The 26,213-nt window shown below is 39.7% G+C and carries 27 protein-coding genes; 20 read left to right on the plus strand and 7 right to left on the minus strand.

Annotation, left to right across the window (positions count from 1 at the left end; translation table 11 throughout):
* The 9 genes from EKM78_RS12950 to EKM78_RS04400 form a co-directional block, all read left to right on the plus strand.
* Positions 1 to 228: hypothetical protein (locus EKM78_RS12950; protein ID WP_211334330.1), on the plus strand; the 228-nt coding region annotated here is incomplete at its 5' end.
* A gap of 156 nt (positions 229 to 384) precedes the next feature.
* A complete protein-coding gene (locus EKM78_RS04365) occupies positions 385 to 1,122 on the plus strand; it encodes an amino acid ABC transporter ATP-binding protein (RefSeq protein ID WP_125709095.1) in 738 nt (245 codons plus the stop codon).
* A 17-nt stretch (positions 1,123 to 1,139) separates the two neighbouring features.
* Complete coding sequence (locus EKM78_RS04370; RefSeq protein ID WP_125769757.1) at positions 1,140 to 1,964, plus strand: glutamate ABC transporter substrate-binding protein; 825 nt, start codon at positions 1,140 to 1,142, stop codon at positions 1,962 to 1,964.
* Positions 1,964 to 2,602 carry an amino acid ABC transporter permease gene (locus EKM78_RS04375; RefSeq protein ID WP_125769759.1) on the plus strand — a complete coding sequence of 213 codons (639 nt, stop codon included), beginning with the start codon at positions 1,964 to 1,966 and terminating at the stop codon, positions 2,600 to 2,602. The genes EKM78_RS04370 and EKM78_RS04375 overlap by 1 nt, the downstream gene beginning before the upstream one ends.
* A gap of 12 nt (positions 2,603 to 2,614) precedes the next feature.
* Complete coding sequence (locus tag EKM78_RS04380; protein WP_125769761.1) at positions 2,615 to 3,268, plus strand: amino acid ABC transporter permease; 654 nt, start codon at positions 2,615 to 2,617, stop codon at positions 3,266 to 3,268.
* A 292-nt stretch (positions 3,269 to 3,560) separates the two neighbouring features.
* Positions 3,561 to 4,931, plus strand: coding sequence for a Na+/H+ antiporter NhaC (gene nhaC, locus EKM78_RS04385; protein ID WP_125769763.1), 1,371 nt, complete (start codon positions 3,561 to 3,563; stop codon positions 4,929 to 4,931).
* A gap of 544 nt (positions 4,932 to 5,475) precedes the next feature.
* A complete protein-coding gene (locus EKM78_RS04390) occupies positions 5,476 to 6,411 on the plus strand; it encodes an Abi family protein (protein ID WP_164507200.1) in 936 nt (311 codons plus the stop codon).
* Positions 6,412 to 6,872: 461 nt separating this feature from the next.
* Positions 6,873 to 7,877 carry a hypothetical protein gene (locus EKM78_RS04395; protein WP_125769767.1) on the plus strand — a complete coding sequence of 335 codons (1,005 nt, stop codon included), beginning with the start codon at positions 6,873 to 6,875 and terminating at the stop codon, positions 7,875 to 7,877.
* Between the two features lie 23 nt (positions 7,878 to 7,900).
* A complete protein-coding gene (locus tag EKM78_RS04400; RefSeq protein WP_125769769.1) occupies positions 7,901 to 10,768 on the plus strand; it encodes a glycoside hydrolase family 3 protein in 2,868 nt (955 codons plus the stop codon).
* Positions 10,769 to 11,102: 334 nt separating this feature from the next.
* On the opposite strand, the gene EKM78_RS04405 is transcribed toward EKM78_RS04400, so the two are convergent.
* The 7 genes from EKM78_RS04405 to EKM78_RS04435 form a co-directional block, all read right to left on the minus strand.
* Positions 11,103 to 11,642, minus strand: coding sequence for a TetR/AcrR family transcriptional regulator (locus EKM78_RS04405; protein WP_125769771.1), 540 nt, complete (start codon positions 11,640 to 11,642; stop codon positions 11,103 to 11,105).
* 278 nt (positions 11,643 to 11,920) lie between these two features.
* Complete coding sequence (locus tag EKM78_RS04410) at positions 11,921 to 12,961, minus strand: hypothetical protein (protein WP_125769773.1); 1,041 nt, start codon at positions 12,959 to 12,961, stop codon at positions 11,921 to 11,923.
* Positions 12,962 to 13,519: 558 nt separating this feature from the next.
* Positions 13,520 to 14,095 (minus strand): alpha/beta hydrolase, encoded by a 576-nt coding sequence (locus EKM78_RS04415; RefSeq protein WP_125769775.1) that lies wholly within the window; start codon positions 14,093 to 14,095, stop codon positions 13,520 to 13,522.
* Positions 14,096 to 14,308 (minus strand): hypothetical protein, encoded by a 213-nt coding sequence (locus EKM78_RS04420; protein WP_125769777.1) that lies wholly within the window; start codon positions 14,306 to 14,308, stop codon positions 14,096 to 14,098. It abuts the gene before it with no gap.
* A gap of 242 nt (positions 14,309 to 14,550) precedes the next feature.
* On the minus strand, positions 14,551 to 16,242 hold the full coding sequence (locus EKM78_RS04425) for a phosphoenolpyruvate carboxykinase (protein WP_125769780.1): 1,692 nt from the start codon (positions 16,240 to 16,242) through the stop codon (positions 14,551 to 14,553).
* 652 nt (positions 16,243 to 16,894) lie between these two features.
* Positions 16,895 to 17,554, minus strand: coding sequence for a histidine phosphatase family protein (locus tag EKM78_RS04430; RefSeq protein WP_125769782.1), 660 nt, complete (start codon positions 17,552 to 17,554; stop codon positions 16,895 to 16,897).
* Between the two features lie 59 nt (positions 17,555 to 17,613).
* Positions 17,614 to 18,267, minus strand: a complete 654-nt coding sequence (locus EKM78_RS04435; protein ID WP_125769784.1) for a histidine phosphatase family protein — start codon at positions 18,265 to 18,267, stop codon at positions 17,614 to 17,616.
* 223 nt (positions 18,268 to 18,490) lie between these two features.
* Between EKM78_RS04435 and folB the strand changes: the two genes are divergently transcribed.
* The 11 genes from folB to EKM78_RS12545 all read left to right on the plus strand — a co-directional run bounded on the left by folB (position 18,491) and on the right by EKM78_RS12545 (position 25,910).
* Positions 18,491 to 18,856, plus strand: a complete 366-nt coding sequence (gene folB / locus EKM78_RS04440; RefSeq protein ID WP_125769786.1) for a dihydroneopterin aldolase — start codon at positions 18,491 to 18,493, stop codon at positions 18,854 to 18,856.
* Positions 18,856 to 19,341 (plus strand): 2-amino-4-hydroxy-6-hydroxymethyldihydropteridine diphosphokinase, encoded by a 486-nt coding sequence (gene folK / locus EKM78_RS04445; protein WP_245994778.1) that lies wholly within the window; start codon positions 18,856 to 18,858, stop codon positions 19,339 to 19,341. The genes folB and folK overlap by 1 nt, the downstream gene beginning before the upstream one ends.
* 12 nt (positions 19,342 to 19,353) lie before the next feature.
* Positions 19,354 to 19,926 (plus strand): GTP cyclohydrolase I FolE, encoded by a 573-nt coding sequence (folE, locus tag EKM78_RS04450; protein WP_125769788.1) that lies wholly within the window; start codon positions 19,354 to 19,356, stop codon positions 19,924 to 19,926.
* Between the two features lie 11 nt (positions 19,927 to 19,937).
* Positions 19,938 to 21,254, plus strand: a complete 1,317-nt coding sequence (locus EKM78_RS04455) for a bifunctional folylpolyglutamate synthase/dihydrofolate synthase (RefSeq protein WP_125769790.1) — start codon at positions 19,938 to 19,940, stop codon at positions 21,252 to 21,254.
* Between the two features lie 12 nt (positions 21,255 to 21,266).
* Positions 21,267 to 21,863 carry a non-canonical purine NTP pyrophosphatase gene (locus tag EKM78_RS04460; RefSeq protein ID WP_125769792.1) on the plus strand — a complete coding sequence of 199 codons (597 nt, stop codon included), beginning with the start codon at positions 21,267 to 21,269 and terminating at the stop codon, positions 21,861 to 21,863.
* A gap of 2 nt (positions 21,864 to 21,865) precedes the next feature.
* Positions 21,866 to 23,020, plus strand: a complete 1,155-nt coding sequence (folP, locus tag EKM78_RS04465) for a dihydropteroate synthase (protein WP_125769794.1) — start codon at positions 21,866 to 21,868, stop codon at positions 23,018 to 23,020.
* 62 nt (positions 23,021 to 23,082) lie between these two features.
* Positions 23,083 to 23,703 (plus strand): NAD(P)-dependent oxidoreductase, encoded by a 621-nt coding sequence (locus EKM78_RS04470; protein ID WP_125769796.1) that lies wholly within the window; start codon positions 23,083 to 23,085, stop codon positions 23,701 to 23,703.
* Between the two features lie 8 nt (positions 23,704 to 23,711).
* Positions 23,712 to 24,155: a flavodoxin domain-containing protein gene (locus EKM78_RS04475; protein WP_125769798.1), complete on the plus strand. Its 444-nt coding sequence runs from the start codon at positions 23,712 to 23,714 to the stop codon at positions 24,153 to 24,155.
* 109 nt (positions 24,156 to 24,264) lie between these two features.
* Complete coding sequence (locus tag EKM78_RS04480) at positions 24,265 to 24,825, plus strand: sunset domain-containing protein (protein WP_125769800.1); 561 nt, start codon at positions 24,265 to 24,267, stop codon at positions 24,823 to 24,825.
* Positions 24,825 to 25,664, plus strand: coding sequence for a DNA/RNA non-specific endonuclease (locus EKM78_RS04485; protein WP_125769802.1), 840 nt, complete (start codon positions 24,825 to 24,827; stop codon positions 25,662 to 25,664). Before EKM78_RS04480 ends, EKM78_RS04485 begins: the two co-directional genes overlap by 1 nt.
* 15 nt (positions 25,665 to 25,679) lie before the next feature.
* Entirely contained in the window at positions 25,680 to 25,910 is a 231-nt protein-coding gene (locus EKM78_RS12545) for a hypothetical protein (RefSeq protein WP_211334331.1), read from the plus strand.
* Positions 25,911 to 26,213: the final 303 nt, after the last annotated feature.

The following is a 26,213-nucleotide window of genomic DNA, read 5'->3' on the forward strand; positions in this document are numbered from 1 at the left end:
CTCATGAAAATTGGCATTGAGTATATAAGCCTCTTCTTAAATAAATGCATCAAAATAACCAAACCACGACGAGAACCGGTTTACCGCTTAGTGAAAGACCCAGCTTTGAAACAAGCGAGCGCACCTTGCTCGATTGGTTCAAAGTGGCGTCCATGGCGTTCCGCGGTCGCAATTCCCGGAACCCTCCCAGAACCGGCAATAAAACCACCACCAAAAAAATTTTTCTAAAACCCATAAAACCCAGTAAAATTACAGAAAAACCACGTAATTTTACATAAAATCCCCAAGCAAATAGTTGCCAAATTTCTCTAAAACAATTAAAATTTCTTTAATAGTCAAAATTAAGTTTGGTTGAACTTGACCAAACGAAGGGAGAATAGCTATATGTCGATGATCGAATTTCGTGACGTCCAAAAGTATTATGGAAAGTTTCACGCATTAAAAGACATTAACCTGGAGATCGATAAAGGGGAAACCGTTGTTTTGATCGGACCCTCAGGTTCAGGTAAGAGTACCTTAGCTCGAAGCGTAAATGGATTGGAACAGATCCAAGAAGGTCAATTGATCGTCAATGGCCATGACATTGCTGACAAGAAAACAGATATCAACCGTATCAGAACTGATGTAGGGATGGTTTTCCAGCATTTTAATTTATATGCTAACAAAGATGTTCTTGAAAATATCATGATTGCACCACGGATCGTTTTAAAGATGAATGAAGATGAAAATAAGAAGCGTGCTATGGCGCTACTTGATCAAGTTGGCTTGGCTGATAAAGCTCACAATATGCCTTCGCAGATCTCTGGTGGACAGGCTCAACGTGTAGCTATTGCCAGATCGCTTGCAATGAAACCACGTTGTATGCTTTTTGACGAACCTACTAGTGCTCTTGATCCGGAAATGATCGACGATGTTTTGGGAGTTATTAAATACGTTACTAGTCAAAGCGATATGACTTCATTGATCGTTACTCACGAAATGGGCTTCGCCCAAGAAGTTGCTAACCGGGTTATTTTTATGGCCGATGGTCAAATTTTAGAGGATGACAAAACTAGCGAGTTTTTCAAAAACCCTACGAATGAACGTGCTAGACAATTCTTGAGTAAAATCATTAAGCACTAATAAGGGGAGGGACTACCATGAAAAGACTCAAATACTTTTTAGTATTAGTAATGTCTGCACTCCTCGTTGTTGTGTCGGTAGGCTGTGGAGCAAAACCACTTTCTCAACAAGATGTTTTGCAAAACGCCAAAGAAGCTAACACGATCATGTGGGGAGTTAAAGCAGATACGAAATTAATGGGCTTGATCGACGTTAAAGACGGTCAAACAAAAGGATTCGAAGTTGATATTGCCAAAGCTTTGACAAAGAAGATCCTTGGTAAAAATGGTAAAGCTAAGTTTGTTACTGTAACTTCGCAATCACGTATCCCATTATTGAAAAACGGTAATATTGACGCCATCATTGCTACAATGACGATCAATGCCGAACGTGAAAAAGTTATTGATTTTTCTAATTCATATTTTGACGCGGGACAATCTTTACTAGTTAAAGACGGGTCCCCCGTTAAAAAAGTATCGGACCTCAACAATAGAACGGTTATCGGTGTTGTTGGTTCAAACTCAGTAGAAAATGTTAAGAAGTACGCTCCAAAGGCTAAGGTCTTGCAGCTGCAAGACTACGCTCAAGCTTTAGTTGCGTTGAAATCTGGTCAAGGTGATGCTTTGACTACTGATAACGTAATTTTAGCCGGTATGGCCGTAGAAAATCCTGGCTATAAAGTCCAAGGTGGCGCCTTTACGACTGAACCTTATGGTATTGGTATCAATAAGAACCAACCAGCCTTCAAAAAAGCTTTGAATAAAGCTATCAAAGAAATTGAAGATGATGGTACTTATAACAAGTTGATCAAGAAGTGGTTCGGCGACGTTCCTGGATTCGACTATAAGGAGGTGCTTCGCTAATGGGTAGTTTACTAGCAAATAACTGGCACAGCTTCCTTACTGGATTTGGGTGGACGATCCTTTCAAGTATCGTCGCACTAGTCTTCAGTTTGATCATTGGATCACTGTTCGCCATTATGGAAGTTATGCCGAACAAAGTTTTACGTATCATCGGTAACGTCTACGTAGAGGTTTTTCGAAATATCCCGTTACTAGTTATTACAATGTTTTTCTACTTAGTAATTCCTTTGTACTTCGTCAAGATCAATGGATTTACTGCTGGGACGATCGGACTAACGATCTATACTTCAGCCTTCATCGCTGAAACGGTTCGTTCAGGTATCAATTCCGTTGATATCGGTCAAATGGAAGCTGCCCGTGCCATGGGGATGACTTATGGACAGGCTATGCGTTACATCGTCTTACCACAAGCTTTTAAGCTGGTTATCCCACCGCTAGGTAATCAATTTATTAACCTAGTTAAGAATTCATCAGTGTTAGCTTTCGTAGCTGGATTTGATTTGATGTATCAAGGAAATGCGATTGCTTCGCAGACTTTTGATACGGTTAATACATATATAATTGTCGGGCTATTTTACTTAGTTATCACCTTACCGATCAGTTATTATATGAGACATTTAGAAAAGACTTTGGCTTAGGAGGAATTAATTATGCAAAATTGGATCGATGCTTATTCAGTTGTTAACCTAAAATTCCTTCTCCAAGGTCTTTGGGTAACAGTTGAAATTTCAATTTTATCAGTTATTTTTAGTATGATCTTTGGCTCGATTTTAGGGATCATCCGTTACAGTAAGATCCCATATGTATCCAAAATTGTTGGCTTTATCATTGATATCATCAGAAACTTGCCATTACTGTTGATCATCTTTTTCGTATACTTTGGATTGCCTTCAATTGGTTTCAAACCGGACACGATCCCAGCTGCGATCTTAGCAATGTCAGTCTTTGAATCGATGATGGTCGCTGAGATCATTAGATCTGGTATCCAAGCGGTTGATATCGGTCAAATGGAAGCTGCTCGTGCCATGGGAATGCGCTATACACAAGCGATGGTCCACATCGTTTTACCACAAGCTTATAAGAAGATGATCCCGGCTTTAGTTAGTCAATTGATCTCGTTGATCAAGGATACATCACTGACAACCATTATCGTGGTACCGGAATTAATGCAGCACGCACAAGTAATTTATGGACAAAATGCCAATTACATTGTGCCAATGTACTTAGCGCTAGCAGTTTTGTACTTCATCGTCTGCTACGCACTATCGTTAGCTTCCAAAGTTATCGATCGTCGTTTGGCTTAATAAAAATTTGATGTTGACGATAATTAAAATTGTTGTTATCATTCAAAATATTAATAAGTGTTTGAATGAAGTAATCCTACATCTGGGTGTAAGAAAGCCGGTGGTTGATGCGAACCGGTCAGGGCGATAGGACAGAAATACCAGACATGACTTGGTCATCCAAGCGGAAAGTGCCGTTATCACTAATGAGTGGAGGTCTATTTGTGACCCCAAGTTGGGTGGTACCACGGTTACGTCAATCGTCCCTGTTGCAGGAATGCAGCGGAGACGATTTTTTATTTGGAGAAAAATTATGAGGGAAAAAGTAAGTTTCAAAGAATCGATCATTATTTTATTAGCCATGCTGATCGTGTTAGGGACGAGTGTTATCGGCTTTGGCTTATCACCACAAACACCGGTATTAGTAGTAATTGCCCTGTTGATATTGTGGGCTAAGATCCGTCACAGTAGTTGGGATAAGATCAACGGAGGAATCATGGAAGGGGTCCAAAACGGGATCGTACCGATCTTTATTTTTATTTTGATCGGTGCATTGATCGGGACTTGGATCGCAGCAGGAGTGATCCCATCGATGATGGTCGCTGGTTTTCATATGATCTCGGCCCGTTGGTTCGTGCCATCAGTTTTCCTAGTATGCGCCGTGATCGGAACATCCATTGGTTCAGCTTTTACCATCGTTTCAACTATCGGTATTGCACTATTTGGAATGGGAACGACTATGGGAGTTGATCCTGCATTAGTCGCCGGTGCCATCATTTCTGGAGCTATTTTCGGTGATAAATCCTCACCACTTTCAGATTCAACTAACTTGGCAGCGGCCATTGCTGGTTCAGACTTATTTGCCCACATTAAAAATTTAATGTGGACGACTATCCCAGCTTTCTTTATCTCACTAGTGTTGTACTGGATTTTAGGTATTGGCGAATCAGGTGCGAAGTTAACTAACATCCAACCAACATTGACGACTTTAACGAGTCATTTTACAGTTTCCTGGTGGGCGATCTTACCAATCATCTTATTGTTTGTCTGTGCCATCGCTAAAATTCCGGCCATTGCGACATTATTGCTCAACATTACCGTAGCTATCGCAATGATCTTTATCCAAACTCCGGGAATGACCGTCCAAAAAGTGGCTGGTTACATCGAAAGTGGCTTCGTTTCCAAAACTGGCAATGCCAACGTTGATGCTTTATTGACGCGTGGAGGTATCAGCTCCATGATGGGCACAGTTTCTTTGATCTTTTTAACATTATCATTAGGTGGACTGTTGATGAAGTTTAATATCATCCAGACTGCAATCACACCACTTGCTAAAAAACTAAAATCATCCGGATCCATTATTACAGCAACTATTTTGTCAGGTATCGGCGTTAATATTTTCGTCGGTGAACAATACTTGTCGGTTATTTTACCGGGTAAAGCGTTCAAAGAAACTTACAATAAACGTGGCTTAGATAACCTAGCTTTAAGTCGGGTACTGGAAGATGGGGGTACTGTTATTAACTACTTGATCCCTTGGGGTGTTGCTGGGGCTTTTGCCGCTAATACGCTAGGAGTTTCAACTTTGGAATTTCTACCATTTTGTTTCTTTAGTTTGTTGTCACCAGTTTTATCTATTATTAGTGGATTTACTGGTATTGGATTGAAGAAAATGCGTGGGTAGAAGCGAGTTTCTTGGGATTCGTTAATAAATGTAATTGGTTATAAATTGACGCTGGGATTGGCGTCTTTTTTTTTTGGAAAAATTTTGGGATTGGGATGATACTTTTTTTGGTATTGTTGGTGTTGAGATAGGAAGTTTTGGCTTTTTTTGGTAAAACTTTTGGTATTTGGATAGTACTTTTTTTGGTTTGTTGGTAAAACTTGCGGAATTTAGATAGTTCTCTTTAGTTTTGTTAGATAAAATTGCTGCAAATTGGATAGAGCTGTTTATTTTTATCCTCAAGGATGTTGAAACGAGCTCCAGGCGACAGTGGCCTCCGGTTAACACATGTAGTCGCGGCACGGCTTTGCCGTACCTTGTGCGACTACACGCGTTAATCCTCAGCAGCTGACCGTCGCCTTGCGCTCTCTGTGTTTAAAATATTTTTTTGAAAAATAATTGTTTTTCTTTATCTAATTAGTTCAAAATATGGATGTAACTAGGATATGATATAGTTATATGCATTTGATTTATAATAAAATTTTTTAGAATGAAGGTGTGCAAGGTGCGTAGTCCTAGACAGCTTTCGTATGAGGATCAGCTTAATTTGTTTGCTGAACGCGGGATGACTTTGGATCCGGATATGCGTGATAAAAACCTCAACGCTATTGAAGCGATTGGATACTATACTTTGAAGCAATTTGCTTATCCATTTGCTTATCGGGATGGTTATAATACTCCCGATTATGATGGACTTTCTTTTGACTTTGTTGTTAAACGATACTATCAAGATAAGAATTTACGGATCAATTTGTTACATGCGATCGAAGATATTGAAGTTTCAATGAATAGTTTGATCTCGCATGTGTTAGGTGATAAATATGGTCCGTTTGGCTACTTAGAATTTTCCAAATGGGCAGATAAGAATATTTCTAAATATGCTCTAGAAGAAAAACAATTTTATTTCAAAAAGAATCTTTTACGGCAAGCATACAATTCCAATATTTTAGATTTGGATTACCGGGAAAATTTGAACGAAGATAAGTTCCCTACGGTTTGGTTAATGACTAATTTGCTGACTTTTGAAACTACTTCTACTTTGATCAGATTAATGTCAGATGATAACGTTGAATACTTTACTGATTATTTTAATTGCAATCGTGACGAGTTGGTTTCTTGGTTGGAATGCTTGAATTTTGTAAGGAATATTTGTTGCCATAATTCCAATTTACTAGATATAACATTATCTACTAGCGCATTACCTCCCCGTGATTTTAAAGATAATTTGTGGTTTAAAAATATTAACGGTCGGGTCAGCTATACGAATAAGATCGCTTTGATCATCGTGATCGTGGTTCATATGATGTATGCTATTAATCCAAAATATCGTTTTGATAATATTAAACGATCGTTTACTAGCATTACTCGTGATGTGGACGGTTCTATTGAGAAACTTGGTTTTAAAGATATGGATAGTTTCTACGAAATTTTCCGTCGTTAGTTTTTGAATTTAGTCGAGCTTGCTCGGCTATTTTTTTGTTTTATCGACAAAATTATTTCTGATTTATGCATTATATTTTGCATTTTGTTTACGCAATTTTTAGTTAATGACAAATTCTGTTTTACTAAAGCTATATTGAGAAAATCAAGTATAGAGCCGGTTGTCGGCTCTTTTTTTATGTTTTTAGTTCAGAAATAACGTAATTTATAGTTTATGAATGATTTATATTTTAATGAATACTCCCAAAATTTATATATTGTGATGTATAATTATTTTGATGTGTAAACGATGTCATTAATATATTGACCATTTATTGTGCTGACTCATCTTTTTGGGAGGAGAATGAGTTGGTATTTTTTGGTTGAGGCTTTTTGGGAGGAGCCGATGTTGGTTTTTTTGCATATCGTTTTATCAAAAGGGATCTTTTTTTTCTTACTATAAATTAAGGGGATTTTTAAGTTATGAAATTAAAGAAAATTTTGTTGTCTTCATCTTTAGCTTTAGGAGCTTTGTTGGCCGGAATTGGTTTGGCTGATGGCACAGCTCAAGCAGATGCTGTTGATGATAGCAATACTCATGCTCACATTGAAAATGTTTCTGCTGATACTAACGTTGAAGATTTGAATTCTGATACTACTGAGGTTTCTGGTGTTTCTGGGGATGCTTCTGCCTCTACTCAAAATCAGGCTGAGGTTGATGCAGTTTCTACTGCTGATACTAATGAGGCTGGAATTGTTGCAACTTCCACAAGCACTAATAATGAATCAAATAGTTCTACAAATACTACAATAAACAAACCTGTAGATACTTCTACAGAAGCTAATTCAGGTATTAAAGATAAAGTTGTTTCTTCTGTTAAATCTACTGCGAAAAACGCTGCTGCCGATTTTGTTGGTAACGATGTGGTCGCTCCACTGGCTGAAGGCGCTTTGGCTAAAGTTAAACCACTTTCAAACGTTTATGCCGGAGCTACTGGCTTTGTAAAACCTACTTCAAATGTTGTCGGTAAAGCTTCTCATGATTTGCAAGATGCTGCAATTGGTGTGGTCGGTGCTTTGCCAGGTGGCAAAATTCCATCTTTGTTGATGAAATTAGCTCAACCTTTAGACTTAGTTGATAATACTTTAGGCGGAGTTTATGGTCTGGCTACGGGTCAAAATGACTTGATCCCAAATGCTATCGGTAACAAGGTCTCTTCAGCTATCAAGGGCACAGAGACAACGACCAAGACTACGGCCAAAACAGATTTTTCAGATGGTTATAAAAATTCACGTATTAACGGAACAGTGACAGCTAACGTTCAAGCACCTTTGTTCAATGTGATGGAACAACCTGTTAGCCGTTCACTAGGTAAGGGTACTAGTTGGTTTACTGATATTTTAAAAGAAAACACTAAATCAGGTGCCCAATATTACCGTGTTTCGACAAACGAATACGTTCGTGCACAAGATGTTCAATTTAGTTAATCAAAAAATAATGAGGTGAGGAAATGAAACATTCTCAGGTGAAACTCATTTCAGTATTGACTAGTTTAATTGCAACATTCGTTTTTGGAACGATCGGTTATTCTAACGATACTGTAAAAGCTGCTGATACGGAACAAACTACTACTGAAGTTGTAACGCCATCAGTAAATGATGAGGTTTCCAAGACGACGGATCATAGTTTAGACGTTGTTTCTGATACAACACAAGCTGATACTTCTGTTGTTGATCAAACAGCGACTGACAATGATGCCGTCGCTAACACGCAAGCTGATACTGTTTCCGACGGGCAACCAAATGCTCAAGAAATCGCTAATTCACAATTATCGACTTCTGCTGCCGAAGACGGTATGGTTTTGCTACAAAATAAAGATAATTCATTGCCGATCTCGACTGATCGATCAATTGCCCTTTTTGGTGCTGGTGCTTACGGTACTGTTAAAGGGGGAACTGGTTCTGGTAACGTTAATCCACGCCAAACGATCAATATTTGGGATGGATTAAAAGACGCTGGTTATACGATCACGTCAAACGATTGGTTGAATAACATTGCTGCTGATTACAATCAAAAAGAAGCAGCTTTCAACAAGACAGCCGTTTTGTTGAGCACTTTCAATTATGAAGACCCAGCAATCTCGCAAGCAGAATTTGCTCAGGCTCCTGCTGATGTTGGTATCTACGTAGTTTCACGTAATGCCGGTGAAGGTTCAGACCGGAAAAATGCTCAAGGCGATTACTTGTTGTCAGATAATGAAATTGCTAATATCCAAAATATTTCTAACTTGTACGACAACAGTGTTTTGCTCTTAAATGTCGGTGCTCCGATCGATATGAATTTCTTAAATGAAATCCCTAATTTGAAGAGCATTTTATTAGTTTCTCAAGGTGGTCAAAATACAGGTCTTGCTGTTGCTGATCTGATCAGTGGGGCAGTCACACCATCAGGAAAACTGGCTGACACTTGGGCTCAAAATTATTCAGACTATCCTTCTTCAGCTACTTTTGCTGAAAATGATGGTAATTCAATGACAGAACCTTATTCAGAAGGTATTTACGTTGGTTATCGTTACTTTGATACGTACAATGTGACGCCTAAATATGAATTCGGTTTTGGCGAATCATACACTGACTTCCAAATTCAGCCACAACAAGTTTACCTTGATGGCAATAATTTAGTTAGTGAGGTTCAAGTTACTAATATTGGCGACACTTATTCTGGACGTGAGGTCGTTCAAGAATATTATTCTGCACCAGCTGGAACAGTTGATAAAGCTTTCCAAAACTTAGCAGCCTATGCTAAGACAGACAATTTAGCACCAGGCCAAAGCCAAATTTTGACCTTGTCATTCCCGCTATACAACATGGCTAGTTATGACACAAATAGTGCTAGTTATATTATGGATCCAGGTAATTACCTTATCCGGATCGGTAATAGCTCAAGAAATACTCATGTAGCCGCTGTTTTGAACTTGCCTAATAAAGTAACAACAGAGCAGCTAGCTAACGAAATGATGCCGGATGCTGATCCAACTCAATTGCATGGTAACGGAAATACCTTTACTCCCGCATGCCAAGCAGAAGAAGTGGCTAAAGCTCCAGTTATAATTCTTGATCCTAATAGTTTGAACGGGGTCTTAGGGGATAATGCTTCACCATACGATAAAAATACGGTCACAACGATCGTCAATGAAAACAGTAGCCAAATGTTACCATACAACGGCTATAAGCAAAATCTACAAACGGTAGCACCAGCTGCTGAAAATTCAACTTTATTCGATGTTTACGCAGGCAATATTACGATGGATCAATTCATCGCTAGCCTTTCAACTAAACAATTGAGTAAAATTGTTAACGGAAATCTCGACTTGAACGCCGAAGGATTCGAAGCTTTAAAAAATCAAGCCGGTTTAGGTGGTGGAGCTAACGATTCTGTAATCGTCGGTGGTGCTTCAACTATCGTTCCCGGAGCCGCTGGGCAAACTACATCAGCCTTGTTAGATCGTGGAGTTCCGGTTTCCGTTAACTCTGATGGTCCTGCTGGATTAAGATTGACGCCAGTTGGTTCAGTCAATGGCAAAACAGTTTATCAATATGCCACAGCTTGGCCAATCGGAACTTTGATGGCTCAAACTTGGGATCCAATGATGGTCTACAGTGTTGGTAATGCTGTTGGTAAAGAAATGCTAGAATTAGGGATCGATACTTGGTTAGCACCAGGAATGAACATCCATCGTAATCCATTAAATGGTCGTAACTTTGAATACTATTCCGAAGACCCATTATTGACCGGTACGATGGCTGCCGCCGAGACTAAAGGTGTTCAATCTAATCCTGGAGTTGGTACAACGATCAAACATTTCGCTGCCAACAACGAAGAAACCAATCGATTCGTCACAAATTCGGTCATCGGCGAACAAGCTCTGAGAGAAATCTATCTCAAAGGCTTTGAAATTGCCGTAAAAGACGCTCAACCACAATACGTAATGTCCTCATACAATCGTGTCAACGGCACATATGCCGCCGCTAACTACGATTTATTGACCAATATCCTACGTGGTGAATGGGGCTTCAAAGGCGGAGTCATGACTGATTGGTTCAGTCTCAAGAGTTTAACTGATACTGATGCCGTACTTCACGCTGGTAACGATTTGATCATGCCAGGTGGAACGCAGATCCCAATTCAAGTTGGAGCATCAACCTTACCGATCGGTGGGAACAAGCTCGAATTAGGAGACTTACAAAGATCAGCTAAACGTGTTTTGACTTCAATTATGAATTCAAACACATTTGCCAAAACATACAACGTACCAGTTGATTCATACACACCAAACGACGTAGCAACAAACATGTCGATCAATGGTCAAAATTGGTAAACGGAGGTTTTAGTGATGAGCAATATTGATTTAAAAAGCATATTTCACACAATTGGCGAGTATGTTTCAAATATGCCAGAAATTTTAAACGCATTATTCGCTGATAATTAATTATTCTTGGAGATCAGATATTATATCTGGTCTCTTTTTATTTTGCAGTTAGGAGATCATGGCCGATTATACTGCGGATCCAGGAAACTTCTTGTTTTTGAAAACAAAAAAGCCTATTCATCAAGAGTAGGCTTGTAGATTTACGATTTCGAAAAAATTGAGATAGAGATGCAAGAGACTACTATCTGGGTTCAATCACAACAGCCACACCAGCAATCTCACATCAACGTATCATAGCTAAATTAGATTGTATAATTTGCCGGTTAATAATCCTTAGTGCCTGGTAATTGAAGTTTTGGGGATGCTCGAACCAGTAAATATAAGAATTGATCAAGCCGCTAGATAAATACTGAAGCACCAGCTGATCATTTGCTGAGGTCTGGTTGACTAACAAAGAGCCTTCCAATTCAGCAAACAGTTTACGCTGCAGTTTATCTTCCAGATCATAGTGTTTTTTATAAAGACATAGTTGGCAAAACCCTTTGAAATTGTTAGCCATCGTGCGGTCAAAAGCATCTAAAATGTTTTCCAGATCACTGTTAGTCAACGCCAAAGCTTTAGATACTTCAGTGTATATTTCGTTCTTGTACTCGTTGAAAACGTCATCGAGGTCAGAATAATATACGTAAAAAGTATGGTATTCCAAATTGGCGGCTTCACAAAGTCCTTCAACCGAGATCGACTCTAATTCTTCATCTTCCAGCAGGTCAAACAATGTATCTGCTAAGCGTTTTTTATCAAATTTTGTTCTTGTTTGATCCATTAATCCACCTGCTTTCTAACAGTTTCGATTGTATACAGCATACATTTGACGTAACGATAAAATTTACGAATAAGTATATGATAGCATTTTAAGTAAGCGCTAACAATACCGCTGGAATGCATATAAAAAGAGGGTGAAAGGAGATGGACAGTTACTAAACCGGAGGCCGCTATCTCCTGCAACTCGTTTCCATATAAAAAAGAGATCCTGCTTTTTACCAGGGTCTCTTTAAGCGCATGAGATTCGTTAATTTTTAGAATTGAGGAGGATTGGAAAAATTAATTTACTTGGACATCGTTTGCGTTAACGTATTCGTTCGTTGATACACGGTAGTAAGTTTGACCAGTATTATTGTTGATTCTGACAATATCTGTGAACCAGTCTGTATTTGGAGCTAGTGAACGAGTTTGCAATTGTTGCACTTGATCGTAAAGAGGTGCCGTATCCAAAGTCGTTACTGTCTTATTGATTTGGTAGTTAGTGTAGTTTGCGTTGCTTACTACTGGTGTGATCGTTTCTTCATCCGAGTTGTCTGGATCAGGGATCAAGTCGCTCTTTCCAGTAACTAAACCGTAAACTCCACCAAGTGCATTATCAACAAGATCTAGTGGTTGAGCAATTTTCATAACGGTTGAAGCAATTCCACCGATTAGTGGGATTTGGCCAACGCCATCGATCACTTTATTTTGAAGTGAGTGTGCGGCATTACCTAAAGTATTAGTAGTTGGTTTGATCAAGCCAGTTGCTCCGGCGACAACATTTGAAACTACTGGAATATCTTCAGCATTCTTGATGGCAGTAGTGACTGCATCGTTATCATAAGTTGGATTTGATGTTCCAGCAGGGGCAGTAGTAGTGTCACCAGCATTAGTTGAAGCAGCTTGTGTTGCAGGATCTACTGTGGCGGTTGCTTGTGTGCTAGCAGTTTGTTCTTCAACTTCCGTCGAAGCAGCAGTACCAGTAGTACCGGCAGTACCTGCAGTTGCGGCAGTTCCAGCAGTTGCGGCAGTTCCAGCAGTAGCAGCAGTACCATTGTCGTCTTGAGCATCAGTCGTTTGTGCTGGTGTCAAAGTTTCAGCAGGGACTGTCTCTTCACTTGTGCTTGCAGTAGCAGCAGTTTCACCTACCGGAGCAACCTCAGCAGTTGTTCCTACTTCGGCTGTTTTACCTACTTCAGCAGTTGGTGCAGTAGTAGCAACAGTAGAAGCTGAGTCAGTATCAACAGTTGCAGCGTCGGCTGAACCTTGAACAGCAGCAACTCCTGTCAAAGCCATAGCAATGGCAAAAGTTGATGATAATAAAGCTTTTTTATATGTCATAAAAAATCCCCTTTTCCCTTTAAACTTGATGCGTTTCTCGGATAAAACTGAGAGCGCTGTCAATTTAAATTAATTATACAATAATTTAAGAAAAAATAAATGATATTTTTAAAATATAGAAATTAATAGGTTTACTAATTGAAAATCTAAAATGTGAAAAATAAGAAAAAACCGTAATTCGAGGTATGATATTGTGAAATATGATAAATTGCCTCAAATTTCGTGAAAAAATGTTACGAAACAATAAAAAAACAGTTTGTCGATTTTGATGCGATCGATAAACTGTCTTCTGTTTTTAAAATAATTGCTATTCTTCAGCTTGCTTGTTACCCAGTTGCAAGCAAGCTGAATTCGATTTTTTACAGCGCATCTAATTTGTTGAACAATATTGAACCGTCCCATCCGGTAGTGTTTACAAATAGAGTTTCAAAGATGCCCGTTTAGATTCCACAATGAGATGAACTACGGTTGATCCCATCGTGTGTAAAAATAACATTTATTTTATTACTAAAAATTTCTGTTATTATTAATTATTTTATTGAAATTTGATAATGATGGCTACAAATCGAGATGAGTCGATAAGATCTGTGCCAGTTGTTCGCTAGAAGCTTGGTTAGGATGAACGCCGTCGTTACCAGTCAAATATAAGTTGCTGAATGAAGTTACGTTTCCATAAAAAATATGACTTCCTGCTAAAGCACTATCTCTGGATACTACGGTGTCAGTACTGCTGTCACCAATTGCGGAACCGATGACATTGATGACGTTCATATTGTGATTCAAACGATCAGCTCCAGCTACTAAAGATAAGAGCATATCAGTTGCTGGTTGGCCATTAGTTGCCCGCATATTGTATGGTGTGCCGACGGAAATAAAATTGTGGAAATTAACGGAATTGTCAGTTTCCATATATCTCGTTACGACATTACCACCATTAGAGTGAGCTACGATATCAGCGCTTTGGAAAGGATCCTTAGCACGATAAGCTTCGATGGCATTTTCCAAGCCAGCAGCGTTTGAGTAAACCGCCTGATCATTCCAAAGAATGTCTTGGAACGATACGGTCACAAAAGGACGCTCGTTGTTGTTAGGAGTTCTGACATTAGTTCTTGAGACCGAGCCATTCTCGCTCACTTATAGTTTCACGATAGGGTGAGAATTAGTTGGATCAAGACGCTGATACATTTTATCCCAAGTTGTTGAATCAGAATAAGAGCCAACGAGGAAGAAAACAGGATCAGCGGTCGTTGCCGCTTTTGCAGTTTGTGTAGTTATTTTTTGTGAAACCGTGATCAGTGATACTAATGAAATAATTGTGATTAGGATTTTTGTTAAGCTTTTTTTCATATTAGACACCCGATTGGCGGATATCCTCATCACGTTTAAAAAATATCACTTATTTAATTGGATGTATTATCAAAAATTGTTAATTGATTTTGTTAGTTTTGATTTTGTTAGCATGTGGGAGAAAGTTAGGTACTTATCTTGAATAAATCATATCGTTTTTAATTAATCCACCAAAAAAGGAAGATGTCTGAGAAATTATTCTCGGCATCTTCCTTTTATGATTTGGAATTGTATGTGTATTTCTAGTTATTCATTAATTGTTCGAGTAATTCTTTAGCTGATTCTTTCAAGCTATCTTTTGACTTGTCGTTTCCAAGGTGGGTGTAGATTTCACCTACGTAGATGTTGTCTTCGTATAGTTTGTTGAATACTTTATCGATGATCGGACGTGTCTTTTGTTCTTCTTGAACTGGTCCGAATGGGTTGGCGAAGAATGTTGTGCTCATTCCTACTTCGTCAGTTGTTCCTAAAGCTTTTCTCTTTCCGGCGATGAAGGTTGCTTTAGCAGCTTCTTCATCTGGGAATTGGTGCAAGCCGATATCTGAATCGTAGTTGTTGGCGTAGACCCACATGTCGATTCTGTGATGTTGTACTACTCGCTTGTAAGTGTTGGCAGGCAAAATGACACGGGCATTCTTTAGTTCTGGGTTTAAGTAGATACCACGGTCCATGTTGTTGAAGGCTACAGCACTGCTTAGGTCGTCTAGTCTTACGAAGGCACCTGTTTCAGTTCCTTGAGCGAAGATCGAGCCATCTTTGTCGAAAGCAAAACTTCCCATATCGTCAAAAATCGTTTCGATGTCGACGATCTTATCATCAGCGATCTCTTGCAAGGCTTCGATCGATTCAGATTTTCCGGCACCGGAGTCACCGAAGAAGACAACAGTCTTAACTTTGCCGTTTGAGAAGGTGATCTTAACCATTGATCCGTGAATTGGCAATCTGTTTTCGTAGATCATGTGGAGGTTGTGCAATGTTAGACACATTTTCTTCATGTAACCGAAGTAAGTGGTCTTGTCGTTGTAAGGTACTTCGCCGACCCAGATATCATTTTCTTCGTCGTGGAAGTAGTGACATACGTCGCCTTCTGTTTCTGGTAGTCCGAAGAGTAAGATCTCATCAGGCTTGTGACCTTTGACTTCTTCTTCGCTGGCTACTTCAAACAAGTTTCCTAGAGCAATACCACTTACGAAGTAATCACGTTGGAAGTAAATGTAAGCTAAACTTTCACCGATCTTAGCAGGGAAGCAGTACCATTCATTTCTATTGCCGTCGAATTTCTTGATAGGGTTGTTAGGTACGGCATCGAAGACACCCTCACGTTTATTACTCTTTGTATGCATCATCATTGGAGGACGAAGCATCAATGTATCTAAGAAACGGATCTTTTCCAGCTTTTCGTAACCTTTTGGTGCAGGCCAGTCGATCGATTGAACGATGGCTGTAGCATTTGTACCGGCATTGATTTGACGGTAGGTATGGTTAGCAAAGCCTTGTAATTTCTCTTCGATGGCACGATATAAATCGATCACTACGTCGTTGAAGTGATTATCGATGTCCATGAAGCTGCCTTTGATAACGGCATTGTTGTGTTTATTTAGTAAAGATACTCGGAAATAGTTACGGTAGTATGAATATAGATCTTCAACACTTTGTAATACTTTTTCTTTGTCGAAGATCGCATAACCTTTTTCATTGTCTGTTAAGATTGCTTTTAATACGTCTACATATTGTTTTGGAGTTAATTGAACAACATCATTATTTTTATTTCGTTGATCTTCTAAATATAGTTTTACTAAATTTAGTAGACCCTCGCTGTTGATTAATTGGAAAACGTCTTGAATATAGCCTTCACTATAGTTGATCACTGAGACGTTTGTATCTGGGTTGATATAAAACGAGGGAGTGTCAACTGGTTGTAACGATTGAGACATTTATATTTCTCCTTTCAAATTACGTGTATCACTATTTTAAAACATTTTTGATAAAACATACAGTAATAAATTAAACTTTAATTAGAAAAATTAGAATATTGTAATTTTTGTAAGCGGTTGTTTGTTTGGGGGGCGGTTCATTGCCGGTTCTGCGGGGGTTCCGGAAATTTCGCCGTGGAACGCCATGGACGCCATTTTGAACCAATCGAGCAAAGGGCGCTCGCTTGTTTCAAAACTGGGTCTTTCACTAGGTGGTAAAACCACCAAGTGAAATTTCATGGCTGACGGCGAATTTCCTCCACCCCCGCAGAACCTAGGGTGGTGGAACACTCATATTCTGGTGGGGTTAGACGGTACTTATCTTTTTTTGTGTTGGATTGATTTGGTTTAGATTGCTCGATCTAGGTTTTTTTCCTCTTATGAGCTTTTCTTTCTTTTTCTATCTTGTTGATTTTTGTTTCACTTTTCATCGGTTGCTATTTGGTTTGGTCCTTTTCTTGGCTCTTTCACTGCTCCTTCGTCGCGTGAAAGCTTTTCGCCTTGGCCTAAGTATTTTATTTTTTACTTTGTTATTTTTTAAAAACCATCCTTTAACTTTTTTTGTTTAAGGATGGTTTTTTTGTGGTTACGCTAATTTAGTTTTTTTTATTACTTACTTTAACAACTTGTTGTATGTTGTTACTTTTCTTTCGCCATTGTCTACTTCTAGGATGGTTAAACTAGAATTTCTTGGTCCTTCTGTTATGTCGAAGTTGCCGGCGTTGTACTTGTCCATGATCGAGCGGATGGTTGTTCCGTGGGATACTAATAGGATCTTGTCGCCGTCTTTGGCTATTTGGTCTAGTTTGTCGAAGCCTTTGTCTAGTCTTTCCCAGTATTCTTCGGCATTTTCGGCGTCATGGAAGGGATCAGCTGCTTTTAAGAAGTCTTTGCTGTCGTCCATGCTGTATTTGGAGATTACTTCGCCGTATGTTTCTACTCCATGTGGTTTTCCTACTATGAACCAAGTTTCTGATGCGTTGTGACCTTCGAAGTAGCCGTAGAATTCTTCTCTGAATTCTGGTAATTTTACTGGTTTGATTTTGTCGTGATTTTTGTTGGCATCAACGATGATTTTGCAAGTATCTATGGCTCGACGGGCGTCTGAAGAGAAGGCTGCCGCAAAGTCGGTGTCTTTTAGGGCTTGAGCTGCTTGCTTAGCTACTGTTACTCCGTCTGGTGCTAATGGGGTATCGGACCAACCTTGCATTTTGTTGTAACGATTGAACCAGGTTTTTCCGTGGCGCACTAGATATAATTGATATTTTGTCATATTGCCCTCCTAATGATCTGTAAATATTTTCTTAACGATTTTATTATAGCAAATTGTACTTATTCGAGAACTTTATTGTATGTTGTGACGGTATTTTTGCCGTCTTCGCGGTTTAAGATAGTCAAACTGGAATTAAGTGGGGTTTCATTTATTTCTAGTTCGGGGACGTGGTAAGTTTTTGCTAAGGAATAGATGGTGGTGCTGTGGGAGACTAATAAGATCTTGTCGCCGTCTTTGGCAACTTTGTCGAGTTTCTTGAAGCCGCGATTGATCCGACTCCAATATTCTTCGTAGTTTTCAGCATAATCCATGGGGTCAGCCTCTTTTAAAAAGTCGAAACTCGCTTCTAGTCCGTATTTGTCGATGATGCCTAAATACGTTGGCGTGCCGTGCTGTTGGCCAGCAATGAACCAAGTTTCCGCGGCATACATGCTTTCAAAATAGCCGTAGAATTGTTCGCGGAATTCTTTGATATGATGGCGTTTAAGATCGTTTTTGTTTTCATCCATGATAATCCTTGCCGTATCGACGGCTCTTCTAGTATCCGTAGAGTAGGCTAGATTGAAATTGACGTCTTTTAAAGCGTGAGCAGCTTTCTTAGCAACTTCGATCCCTTCGGGAAGCAGTGGGGAATCGGACCAACCTTGCATTTTATGCAAACTGTTGAAAAAAGTACGACCGTGTCGAACGAAATAAATTTGATATTTTGTCATTTTGATCTCCTTATTACTTGCATTAATTTTACTACAGGATGAGGGTAAGATGTACTGTCCTAGACAGGTTGAAAAATTAAATCTCCTAAAATTTCTTTTTTAATAAGCCCGTGGTAAAATTTAATCACCTTGAAAAATGAACGAAAATGGAACAATATCTTAAAAATATTCGGATTTGGAATATTTTTTTATTAATAATTAGTTGAAGAGAGGAGCTTGATTTGTGTTAAAAATTAAATTGAACCAAATGCAATTTCATGCACGCATTGGGGTCTATGACGAAGAACGGGTCGTCGGACAAGATGTGAGCATCAATATTGAATTGATCGTTGATCAAGTCGATTTTAATAAATTAGCTGAAGATAAATTGGAAAACACGATTAATTACGGTCCCATTTATCAAACCGTTGCTAAAATTGTCGCTCGAGACGATATTAAGCTGATCGAAACCTTAGCTACTTTGATCATGCAGGCGATTTATGAACAAAATTCCCAGCAATTGGACAACGTCATCGTTAGCGTTAAGAAGCAAAATTTACCGATCAACGGGATCCTCGACAGCGCTGAAGTGGAAGTGTCATATAAATAATGGAAATAACAACAGCATACGTGGGTGTTGGTAGCAATCTGGGCAGATCGGAAGATATCGTTGCCCATGCTATCAGTGATTTAAGAGCTGTTCCGCAAATAACCGAAGTTCAAAGTTCGGCATACTACCTGACTGACCCGGTTGGAAACGTTGATCAGGATCGATTTATCAATGCCGTCATCAAACTCAAGACAACTTTTTCGGCGGAAGAATTGTTGGCAGTTTTGCACTCACTTGAAAAGAAATACAAACGCGTGCGAACGATCAAATGGGGACCGCGGACCTTGGATCTGGATATTGAATTATTTGGTGACCACTCGTTGGAGTCAGAGGATTTAACGATCCCGCACCCAGAAATGTTCAATCGGTTGTTTGTCCTCACTCCTTTACTAGAAGTTTTGGATGACGATAATGTTTTTAAAGACGAAGTAATCAAGGCGGAAAGATCCTTAGCTGGAAGCCAATATATCAAAAAATTAATTTAAGGAAGCATTTAAATGAACTCTGAAAACCAGCAGATAATTGAAGATAGTGTTAGAAATATTTTAAAAGCGGTTGGGGATGATCCTGATCGTGCCGGATTGATCGAAACTCCCAAACGGGTCGCTAAAATGTATGGTGAGATATTTAGCTCGTTGGAAGATCCAAAATTCACTGATTATAAGATTTTTCAGACAGACTCGCTCGTTGATGGTGAGAACGTCATCGTTAAAGATATTCCTTTTTATTCAATGTGCGAGCATCATTTACTGCCTTTCTTTGGGACAGTAACTGTCGGGTATGAGCCTAAAGATGGGAAGATCATTGGATTGAGCAAGATCCCTCGATTAGTGGATTTTGTGGCTAAGAAACCGAACGTCCAAGAAAATATCACTAGCCAGATCGGCAGTAAACTGACGAAAATACTTGATCCCCAAGGTGTAGCAGTGATCGTTACTGCCCGTCACATGTGCATTGAGATGCGGGGAGTGCAGAAGACTAATAGTAAGACTACCACGACTTTTTATAATGGTGTTTTCAAAGATCAGACTAAGAAAATGGAATTCTTGCAGGAACTTAAATATAACTAGGAGTGGTTTAGATGGCTGAAAGTGAATTTAGCAAGATCGTTTCTTCAATGCCGCAAGTTATTAAATACAACGATACAGGCTCGCGGATACCTTTATTGCAACAAGTTTTAGATGAGCTAGGTCAACCGGACCAAAAGTTTAAGACGATCCATATTGCTGGTACCAATGGCAAAGGATCAACCTCGGAAATGATTTATCAGTTGTTGTGGAAGACGGGCTTTAAAGTCGGTATTTTTTCTAGTCCTGCGTTTTGCGATGACCGTGAACAAATCAGAGCGGATGGCGAGTTAATTTCTGAACATGATTTTGTTGAGTGTTACAGCCGATTGGTCAAAGCTTTTGACAATTTAGGCTATACGCAGCAGGATTTTTCGGTGTTTGAGACTTGGTATTTAGTATCTACTATTTATTTTGCTGAAAGATCATCTGACTACGTCGTCTATGAGTGCGGGATGGGTGGCGAACTTGACGCTACCAATGCAACGAGAAATGTCGAATATGCCATTTTTACTAAGATCGATATGGATCACATGAGATTTCTCGGTTCGACCATCGAAGAAATTGCCACTGCAAAATCCAAGATCATCAAACCTGGCATCAAAGTAGTCAGTTATCCGACCCAATCCAGCCGTGCAGAGCATATATTGCAAAAAGAGGCTGACTTTCAAAAAGCTAGTTTAACTCAATCTAGTAGTTATAACGTGGCTTTAGACGATGAGCAATTGACGCATTCGATCGTCAGTCTATACTACAAAAAGCATCACTACGATGACGTTTACTTTAACTTGGGCGGACTTTATCAGATCAAGAATTTGCAAAACGTTTTGAATTGGCTTGAATTGTTCAATCAAAACAGCCAGACGCAGATCTCAGCCGCTACTTTACTGCAAGTCTTAAAGACCGTCAGTTTACCTGGACGGATGCAGCAACTACAAAAGGATCCGCTGGTCGTCTTAGATGCGGCGCATAATGTCAATGCGATCAAAGGCTTAGTCGATTCACTCACAAAATTACATTCAAACAAGAAATTGATCCTGGTAGTCGGCTTTTTAAAAGATAAACAATACCAAAAGTGCGTCGATCTTTTGTTGGAACTGTCAGCTACTTTTATTGTCACGAGCCCGAACAATTTGCAGCGAGCTTTACCAGCTTCCCAGCTGTATCAAGTATTCAAGGATGATCCAGAAAGCGATGGTAAAGACGTTATCTTGGCAAGTTCGATCGCTGATGCCGTCAACAAAGCTAAGCAAGTTGATCCTTGTGATTTGGTGATTTTTACCGGCTCATTTTATTTGATCAATCAGATCCAACCACTTTGGAATGAATAATGAGGTGATACGATGACAGAATGGCTCATTGCTTCAAACAACAATTTGAAAACTTTGGATCTTCAAAAAGATCTGAGATTTTTTGGCTTGAAGGCAGCTCAATACACTGATTTCTTTGATCCAGTTGAATTTCCAGCTGAGACGACAGACAGTTACCAAACTAATGCCACTAATAAAGCTACTTTTTTGTCAAATAAGATTTTGCGCCCCGTCATTAGCGACGACAGCGGGATCGAGATCCCTGCCTTGCCAGATGTTTTAGGCGTGACAACGAAAAGAGAGCTCCATCAAGATGAAACTAAGAGCGATAATCAAACCCTGCTTGATTTGATGACAGATCTACCTGAAAAAAAGAGAATGGCAAAGATGATCACATATTTGGCGGCAGTTGACCAACAAGGTCGGGTGATCACTGCTAAAGGTGAAGTGACCGGCAGAATCAGTCATCAAGACCACGGGACGTATTCTAGTGGTTTCGACAAAATCTTTTTCATACTAGAACTAGGTAAAACTTTGGCGCAACTGCCAGATGATCAACGGATCCCGCTGACTCATCGCGGTCGTGCGGCAAAGAATCTCATTCAACTAATCAAAGACGAGGATCGATAAAAATGCATATTCAAGAAATTACTGACCAATTACGAATGGACCGTTCAATTTCTAGCTTAGCTTTACTTAAACTAGCTGATGAACAAAATTTGTTGCTGCTCGAATTTTCTGATCTCAGTGGTTCTGATCAAACTAAGTTAGTCGATGTGATTCAACAACTCGACAGTTTTGTAACCGTGAAGGATGAAAAAGTGCAGTCCTTGCTTGATCTAAGAGCACTACAACAATTGATCCAGATCTGGGATAAGTTTTTTACAAGTGCCAAAGAACAACTCTCAGATATTTTGTTAGCTCATCGAATGGTCTGGAAGACTGGCTCATTTAGTTATGATCTAACTAATACCGCGATGATCTATGGGATCATGAATAACACGCCAGATTCATTTTATGACGGTGGATATTTCCAAGGCGAAACTGCCTTATTGAAGCATGTCGAGGACATGGTGGCCAGTGGTGCTGACGTGATCGAAGTCAATGGACAAACCACTCGCCCAGGATTTACTGAAGTGACACCGGAGGTTGAAATGGAACGGACGATTCCTTTGATCCGTTCGATCAAAAAAGAATTCCCAGCGGTCAATATTGCAATCGATACTTATAAATTACCGGTCATGAAAGCGGCCTTAGATGAAGGCGTTTCGATCGTCAATGATGTCAATGCCTTCACTGATGACCCAGATAAGTTACGATTGATGGCTGATTCTGATTGTGGCTTGTTGACGATGCATAGTAGTCGTGGTCACGAGTATCACAATTCAACTAAAGGGATGTACGACTTCTTTGAAGAAAACTTGAGCCAGTTAACTAGTGCTGGGATCGATATCGATCGCATAGCCATCGACCAAGGAATCGGTTATTCTAAAGTCGTCCACGGTGCTCAGGATTATTCCATGATCAGGAACCTAGCTCAGTTCAATAATTTAAAACGTCCGATGATGGTAGCAATTTCCCGCAAAGGATTTTTTGGAGATCTGCTGGGCATTGCTAAAGATGATCGCTTACCAATGACATTAGTGACTGAAGCAGCAATGTATTTAGCCGGCGGTCGGATCTTACGAGTTCACGACGTCGAAGAAACTAAGCAATTAGTCACATTGCTCGATCAGATCCAAGATAGTTTTTGGATCGAAGGACTGGGAAATTCCAGCGATTATTAAATCTTATTTCAGTCATTTAGCTTGATTTTGTGTACACTGGAAGTATAAGTGGAGGTGTACACATGAAAATTGCAGTAATTGGTGCCAATGGTAAAGAGGGTTCTATGATCGTTAAAGAAGCCTTGAATCGAGGAATTGAGGTAACTTCGATCGTTCGTAGCGCTAAGAAATCACCTACAGATGTGTTTATTAAAAAAGATATTTATGGACTAACGACTGATGACGTGAAAGATTTTGACGTACTAGTCAACGCTGTCGGCTTTTTCGGTGACAAAGTTGTCGAATACGTTCCTTCAACGAAACATTTGATCGAGATCTTGTCTGGGACAAAGACTCGCTTATTGACAGTTGGTGGAGCCGGTTCATTGTATTTGGATAAGGACCATAGTCAACAACTTTATCAGCAAGCTGACTTTCCTGATGCTGTTAAACCTTTGAGTGAGCAAATGGGAAAAGCACTCGATTTGTTGAGAACTAGCGATATCAATTGGACTTATATCAGTCCAGCAGCCAACTTTGTTTTTGACGGTAAAAAGACCGGTAAGTATGTTTTAGCTGGTGAAGAGTTGACTTTTGATGATCAAGGTAACAGCGAGATCAGTTACGCCGATTATGCAATCGCCATGGTCGATGAGATCCAAAATAATAAATTCAAAAATAAACGTATTAGCGTTAGATGGTAGGGAAGAATATGAGTAAAATTTTAGTATCTTATACGAGCATGACAGGACACAATGAGACGATAGCTCAACATCTACAAGAATATTTGAAGGGCAAAGATCAAGACGTTACTTTAGAGCAACTAGTTGATAGCGACGCTTACGATCTGCCAGAATACGATGCTATTATCATCGTTTCTTATACTTATCATGATGGCGACCTTCCTGACGAAGCTTTGGACTTTTATGAAGATTTGAAAGATGTCGACTTGGATCGGACTAAGTTTGCGGTCGCTGGTTCGAGTTCTAAGGGCCACATTCACTTTGGCCGGGCTGTAGATTACTTTACAATGCAACTCAATTCCAGCAATGGTGAGCAAGTAGCCGACTCCGTCAAGATCAATCAAGAACCTGATGAAGACGACTTTAAGCGGGTCGATCAATTGGCTGATTATGTTATTGATAGCTTGAAATAGTATCGATCTATGAGCAATATTCTCAAACAGGATATTGCTTTTTTTCTGCAAAAGGTTGGTATGTTTCATAGATTTGGATAAAATTAATTTGAATTTAAGGGGGATGAATATGTATTTAATAGCGATAATGGTGGTCATCATTGCGGCAGTCGTCGCGATCGATCGTCATTTCAAAATTGTCAGATTAAAGCCATTACTAGTCAGTAGTGCGCTGATTTTACTGACAACATTAACACTAGCTGGCTGTAGTGATGAAGAAACTGATTCCAATAATTCTGCTACGGATAAGACAGAACAGATTTCAAAGAAGGACTATAACCAAGCTAAAAAGGAGCATCAACAATTAGTTGCTACTAATGAACAGTTGGATAAGGAGCTGGCAGAAACCGAGCAGCAGAGAAAAGAGCTTGAGCAAAAAGAAGATGCTCAGGAATCGACAGTTGCTGACGAAGCAAATTCCGATCAAACTCAGTCAACGAATAATGATACGAATAGCTCTAATGATGACACGATCCAAGGTGGAGATTCGCAATACATCATTGGCAATGTCAACTCGCACGTTTATCATATGCCGGGTCAACGTGGTTACAGCATGAAGTCGAAAAATGCTGTGTATTTTTCGTCGGAACAAGAAGCGATCAATGCTGGATATAGGAAGGCTAAACAATAATGAAAAAACAATTTAAAGCGATAATTGTCCTAATATTTGGTGTTTTACTTTTTGCTGGGACAGCGGTCGATACAAATGTTGATGCAGGACAAAATAACGATCAAGTGGAGTTTCAAAGTAAGGCTCATAAGTTAATTAAGAGCAATAAGAAGCTGAAGAAACAAATTGCGTCCAAACAAAAGAGGTTGGAAGAGAACCGGGAATATATTAGTAAGCACTCTGATCAGTCGACGAGTGGTTCGACTAGTTCGAATAGTACTGTTTCTGACCTGGCACAATTAGATTACGCAGGAAAACAGCAAATTACTGTGAATAATAATGATCCACAGTTTAGTCAGAGTGATCTTAGTACGGCTAATGGGGCTTGGCAATCTTATGGTGACTTGGATGGGTTGAATCGGGTCACTGCGGCTAATGCTTTGTTGAATAAGTCGTTGATGCCTTCTGCTAAGCGGGAACGGTTGTTTATTAGTCCTACTGGTTGGCATAATAAGCGGATTAAGGGTGGCTGGCTTTATAATCGTAGTCATTTGATCGGGTATCAGTTTACTGGGCAGAATAATAATATGAAGAATTTGATGACGGGGACAGCTTCTTTGAATAGTCCTGAGATGCAGGCGCATGAGATGGACGTGGCTTATTATTTGAAGGGTGGTTCTGATCGATTTGTTCGTTATCGGGTTACTCCTGTGTTCCGTGGGAATGAGCTGTTGGCACGTGGTGTGCAGATGGAGGCTCAGTCTGTTGGGGACGATGCTGTGCATTTTAATGTTTATATTTTTAATGTTCAGAGTGGGGTTACGCTGAATTATGCTGATGGTACTAGTCAGGTTGGCTAAAGATGTAAGAGAGCTATGGCAGACAGAGGCGTTTTACTTTGTTGTGTTCTGTTAGTTTGTTTGGTTAGCTGGGGTGTTGAGGTAGTAGTTTGGTTGGTACGTTCAATGCCGACTCCGGGGCCCGGGGATACAGACGCTGGAACGTGGTGGGCACATTTTGAACCAATCGAGCAAAGTGCGCTCGCTTGTTTCAAAACTGCACCTTCCTCTAAGCTCCTTCGTCGCCAAGAGAAATTTCACCACTGAGGGCTGTATCCCCGGGCCCCTCCGTCTAGATAGGGACTATATCCCCCCCTTGGTTTGAGTTTTACCGATTTATTTTCTGCAAATTGGCACTGTTTGCGCGTCCTATTTCTCACATGTCTATCTCAGGCTTTATCTATTCTGGTGGGGAGTAGGAGCTTCCTTTTCTTGTTTGGATATATTCTCTTTCTAGAGTACTGACTCTTTTCTCGGTTCGCGGGACTTTGCTCCGCTCATTTTTGATTACTAGTACATTGTCGTTTTTGATTTTCTTTGTTTTGTTGGTTAGATAAGAGTGGATATCAT

This window comes from Companilactobacillus furfuricola, assembly GCF_003946325.1.
Lineage (GTDB): Bacteria > Bacillota > Bacilli > Lactobacillales > Lactobacillaceae > Companilactobacillus > Companilactobacillus furfuricola.

Coding starts and splice junctions, on each gene's coding strand:
- folP (WP_125769794.1), top strand. CDS start 21,866: ATGCATATTCAAGAAATTACTGACCAATTACGAATGGACCGTTCAATT.
- EKM78_RS04480 (WP_125769800.1), top strand. CDS start 24,265: ATGTATTTAATAGCGATAATGGTGGTCATCATTGCGGCAGTCGTCGCG.
- EKM78_RS04410 (WP_125769773.1), bottom strand. CDS start 12,961: ATGACATATAAAAAAGCTTTATTATCATCAACTTTTGCCATTGCTATG.
- EKM78_RS04420 (WP_125769777.1), bottom strand. CDS start 14,308: ATGAAAAAAAGCTTAACAAAAATCCTAATCACAATTATTTCATTAGTA.
- nhaC (WP_125769763.1), top strand. CDS start 3,561: ATGAGGGAAAAAGTAAGTTTCAAAGAATCGATCATTATTTTATTAGCC.
- EKM78_RS04435 (WP_125769784.1), bottom strand. CDS start 18,267: ATGACAAAATATCAAATTTATTTCGTTCGACACGGTCGTACTTTTTTC.
- EKM78_RS04430 (WP_125769782.1), bottom strand. CDS start 17,554: ATGACAAAATATCAATTATATCTAGTGCGCCACGGAAAAACCTGGTTC.
- EKM78_RS04425 (WP_125769780.1), bottom strand. CDS start 16,242: ATGTCTCAATCGTTACAACCAGTTGACACTCCCTCGTTTTATATCAAC.
- EKM78_RS04400 (WP_125769769.1), top strand. CDS start 7,901: ATGAAACATTCTCAGGTGAAACTCATTTCAGTATTGACTAGTTTAATT.
- EKM78_RS04485 (WP_125769802.1), top strand. CDS start 24,825: ATGAAAAAACAATTTAAAGCGATAATTGTCCTAATATTTGGTGTTTTA.
- EKM78_RS04380 (WP_125769761.1), top strand. CDS start 2,615: ATGCAAAATTGGATCGATGCTTATTCAGTTGTTAACCTAAAATTCCTT.
- EKM78_RS04365 (WP_125709095.1), top strand. CDS start 385: ATGTCGATGATCGAATTTCGTGACGTCCAAAAGTATTATGGAAAGTTT.
- folE (WP_125769788.1), top strand. CDS start 19,354: ATGAACTCTGAAAACCAGCAGATAATTGAAGATAGTGTTAGAAATATT.
- EKM78_RS04460 (WP_125769792.1), top strand. CDS start 21,267: ATGACAGAATGGCTCATTGCTTCAAACAACAATTTGAAAACTTTGGAT.
- EKM78_RS04455 (WP_125769790.1), top strand. CDS start 19,938: ATGGCTGAAAGTGAATTTAGCAAGATCGTTTCTTCAATGCCGCAAGTT.
- EKM78_RS04470 (WP_125769796.1), top strand. CDS start 23,083: ATGAAAATTGCAGTAATTGGTGCCAATGGTAAAGAGGGTTCTATGATC.
- EKM78_RS04375 (WP_125769759.1), top strand. CDS start 1,964: ATGGGTAGTTTACTAGCAAATAACTGGCACAGCTTCCTTACTGGATTT.
- EKM78_RS12545 (WP_211334331.1), top strand. CDS start 25,680: ATGGCAGACAGAGGCGTTTTACTTTGTTGTGTTCTGTTAGTTTGTTTG.
- EKM78_RS04475 (WP_125769798.1), top strand. CDS start 23,712: ATGAGTAAAATTTTAGTATCTTATACGAGCATGACAGGACACAATGAG.
- EKM78_RS04405 (WP_125769771.1), bottom strand. CDS start 11,642: ATGGATCAAACAAGAACAAAATTTGATAAAAAACGCTTAGCAGATACA.
- EKM78_RS04370 (WP_125769757.1), top strand. CDS start 1,140: ATGAAAAGACTCAAATACTTTTTAGTATTAGTAATGTCTGCACTCCTC.
- folK (WP_245994778.1), top strand. CDS start 18,856: ATGGAAATAACAACAGCATACGTGGGTGTTGGTAGCAATCTGGGCAGA.
- EKM78_RS04395 (WP_125769767.1), top strand. CDS start 6,873: ATGAAATTAAAGAAAATTTTGTTGTCTTCATCTTTAGCTTTAGGAGCT.